The sequence below is a fragment of the Kitasatospora sp. NEAU-CNBT7 genome, assembly GCF_057220535.1.
Genome location: NZ_JBXQQB010000108.1, coordinates 1 through 3,646, shown reverse-complemented (window position 1 = coordinate 3,646; position 3,646 = coordinate 1). Strand labels below are relative to the sequence as shown.

Sequence of the window (3,646 nt, the reverse complement as noted above, 5' to 3'; positions counted from 1 at the left end):
GGGGCTTCGCCCTGATGGGTGGACACGCTGATACTGGATCTGCTTGATCCGGAGGAAGCGAGAACACCGCCGATGGCGATGAAGGACTACTCGGACGAGTTCAAGGCCGATGCCGTGGCCTTGTACGAGTCCACGCCCGGGGCGACCTACAAGGACATCGCCGCTGACCTGGGCATCAACAGGGCGACGCTGCGCGAGTGGGTGCTGCGGGGCCGCGAACGCCGCGGCCTCGACCCTGCCGCCGAACGGCCAGGTGGGAAGGCGCCGGCCGGGGCAGGACAGCCTGCCGTGTCCGGTGATCCGGAGATGCGGATCCGGCAGTTGGAGGCCCGGGTGGCCGAGCTTGAGGCGAGCGAGCGGAAGCTGGCCACCGAGCGTGACATCCTGCGCAAGGCGGCCAAGTATTTCGCCGGCGAGACGAACTGGTGAGCCGCTTCCAGTTCGTCCGTGACCACCGGGACACCTACGAGGTGAAGCGGCTGTGCCAGGTCCTGGACGTCAACCGGTCCAGCTACTACAAATGGCTCGGCGGCGCCGGTGCCAGAGCCGTCCGCCGACGCCAGGACGAGGTCCTGGCCGAACAGATCCGCCGCATCCACACCGACTCCGGTGGCGCCTACGGCTCGCCGAGGGTGACCGCGGAACTGCGCGAGACCGGGACGCAGGTGAACCACAAGCGGGTCGCCCGGGTCATGCGGACGTACTCCATCGTCGGCATCCGTCTGCGAAGAAGGGCCCGCACCACCGTTCCGGACCCGGCCGCGGCGGTGGTCGCGGACCTGTTCGAGCGGGACTTCACGGCCGCCGCGCCGGGGCGCAAGTACATGGGCGATATCACGTATCTGCCGCTGGCAGGCGGGGAGTTCCTCTACCTGGCGACCGTGCTGGACTGCTTCAGCCGCAAGGTCGTGGGCTGGTCCATCGCCGACCACATGCGCACCGTTCTGGTCGCCGATGCGCTGCGGATGGCAGCCCGGGTCCACGGCGGCCTGGACGGGGCGGTGTTCCACTCCGACCACGGGGCGCAATACGGGTCCAGGGCCTTCGCTGACCTGTGCTCGGGGCTGGGTGTCACCCGCTCGATGGGCGCGGTCGGCAGCAGCGCGGACAACGCGGCCTGTGAGAGCTTCCACGCCTCCCTCAAGCGCGAGACGCTCCAGGGTGCCCGCGACTACGGGGACTCCACCACCTGCCGGAGGACCGTCTTCGCCTGGCTGACCCGCTACAACACCCGCCGTCGCCACTCGGCCAACGGCCACCTCAGCCCCAACGAATACGAACGACGACACCACACCGCTAAGCTCACACTCGCCGCGTGACAACCAACCGCGTGTCCACCATCACGGGCGAAGGCCCCAGCGCCAGTTCTGGCGCCTGATCGCGACGGGGGTCACGACGGTGGAGGCGTCACTGGCGGTCGGCGTGTCGTGGCCGGTGGGTGCGAGGTGGTTTCGTCACGCTGGCGGCATGCCTCCAATCTCGTTGGCCGAGCCCTCGGGCCGGTACCTCACGTTCGAGGAGCGCGAGGAGATCGCGATCCTCAGGGCGATGAGCAAGGGCGTGCGCGAGATCGCCCGCGCCCTGGGGCGTGACCCCGGGACAATCTCTCGCGAACTGCGCCGCAACGCCGCCACGCGCGGCGGCAAGCAGGAGTACCGCGCGACGGTCGCCCAGTGGAAGGCTCAGCAGGCGGCCAAGCGTCCGAAGCGCGCGAAGCTCCTGGGCAACGACCGGTTGCGTGAGTACGTGCAGGAGAGGCTTTCGGGGAACGTTCACCGGCCTGACGGGACGGTCGTCGCGGGGCCGCAGACGCCTCCGTGGAAGGGGCTGAACAAGCCGCACCGGCAGGACAGGCGGTGGGCGACAGCATGGAGCCCGGAACAGATCTCGCACCGGTTGAAGGCCGACTTCCCCGATGATGAGTCCATGCGCATCAGCCACGAGGCGATCTACCAGTCGCTGTTCATCGAGGGCCGTGGTGCGCTCAAGCGGGAGCTGGTCGCCTGCCTGCGCACCGGGCGGGCACTTCGAGAGCCTCGGTCAAGGTCACGGAACAAGCCGCAAGCTTGGCGTTTAACCTCGCTGGTCACCCGACCTGCTAATCTGCGGTTTTTCCCGGGACAGCGGAGGCGGCCGTTCTCCACGCTTCGAGATGTCGAGTCAAGAAGCACGAGAGAACGGCCGCTGTCTATGAGTCTCCCTGTCGATGCGCCCGCAGGTGAGGCGTTGGGCCTGTTGTCCCGCTTTCGAGTCGAGTTCTACGAATCCCTGTACAGCCGCCCGGATGCGCTCTTCGAGCTCACGGACGCGGTGCTGTGCGCGGACGGGCCCGTGAAGACCCTGGTCGAGCTGTCGCTGGCCACCGAGCACCGGCGCGGGCACGGTGCCCTCTACTCGGCGTTGGACCAGGGCTGGCTGGAGCCGACGCGGCTGCGGCGCGCACTGGCGGGCCTGCCGCTGCCGAGGGCGGCCGACGGCCGGGTCGTCCTGGCCGTGGATGTGAGCAACTGGCTCCGCCCCGACGCCCCCACCAGCGACGACCGGCTGTTCTGCCACGTCTACGGACGCGGAGACCGCAAGACGGACCAGTTCGTGCCGGGCTGGCCGTACTCCTTCGTCGCTGCGCTGGAGTCCGGCCGCACATCCTGGGTCGCGCTGCTGGACGCCGTGCGCCTGGGCCCCGCGGACGATGCGACTGCCGTCACCGCCGCCCAACTGCGCGATGTCGTAGAGCGGTTGAAGCAGGCCGGGCACTGGCGGACAGGCGATCCCGAGATCCTCATCGTGATGGACGCCGGCTACGACGTTGCCTACCTCTCCCACGCCCTGAGGGACCTGCCCGTCGTGCTGGTCGGACGCCTGCGCTCGGACCGCGTCATGCTCCGCGACGCAGGCCCCGCCCGCTCCGGCCCGAAGGGCGGCCGGCCTCGTCGTCACGGGGGCGTCCTCACTTTCGCCAAGCCGGACAGCTGGCACCGGCCCGATGTCACCACAGCCACGGACACCACCCGCTACGGCAAGGCGGAGGCGATCGCGTGGGATCGGATGCACCCCAGACTCACCCACCGCGGCCCCTGGCTGGACCACGCGGAGGAGGAACTGCCGGTCCTGCACGGCACGTTGACGCGGCTGAAGGTTGAGCGCCTGCCTGGCGATCGCGACCCGAAACCGGTCTGGCTGTGGTGTTCCGCGACCAGCGCCACCAGCGTAGACGTGGACCACTGGTGGCAGTCGTTCCTCCGCAGGTTCGATCTCGAGCACACCTTTAGGCTCATGAAGCAGACCCTCGGCTGGACCGCCCCGAAGATCCGCCACGCGGACACCGCCGACCTGTGGACCTGGCTCATCATCGCCGCCCACACCCAGCTCCGCCTCGCCCGGCCGCTCGCCGAGGATCTACGCCGTCCCTGGGAGCGACCGGCCGAGCCCCGCCGCCTGACCCCCGCCCGAGTGCGGCGGGGGTTCCGCAACGTCCGCGCGACGGCGGCCTGCCCGGCGGCCGCGCCGAAACCATCCCGAGCCGGCCCAGGACGGCCTCCCGGCTCGAAGAACAAGCGCCGGGCGAAGCGCCACGACGTCGGCAAGACGGTCAAACGCGCCGAGTCGATCCAGGAACACCAAGCCCGACGACCATAAACGTCAAGCT

General features: G+C 69.5%; 2 protein-coding genes and 1 pseudogene. All 3 read left to right on the top strand.

All coding sequences use genetic code 11. From position 1 onward, the window contains the following. The first annotated feature begins 72 nt into the window (after positions 1–72). Positions 73–1,319 (top strand): IS3 family transposase gene (locus tag AC2TEW_RS38655; protein ID WP_484627823.1). Its coding sequence is split into 2 segments (ribosomal slippage): positions 73–415 and positions 415–1,319, totalling 1,248 coding nucleotides; the frame shifts between segments, so codons are not numbered across the junction. A 28-nt stretch (positions 1,320–1,347) separates the two neighbouring features. After that, positions 1,348–2,172, top strand: a pseudogene (locus tag AC2TEW_RS38650) (transposase); the annotation flags it as partial. An 18-nt stretch (positions 2,173–2,190) separates the two neighbouring features. After that, on the top strand, positions 2,191–3,636 hold the full coding sequence (locus AC2TEW_RS38645; RefSeq protein WP_484627538.1) for an NF041680 family putative transposase: 1,446 nt from the start codon (positions 2,191–2,193) through the stop codon (positions 3,634–3,636). The last annotated feature ends 10 nt before the right edge of the window (positions 3,637–3,646 follow it).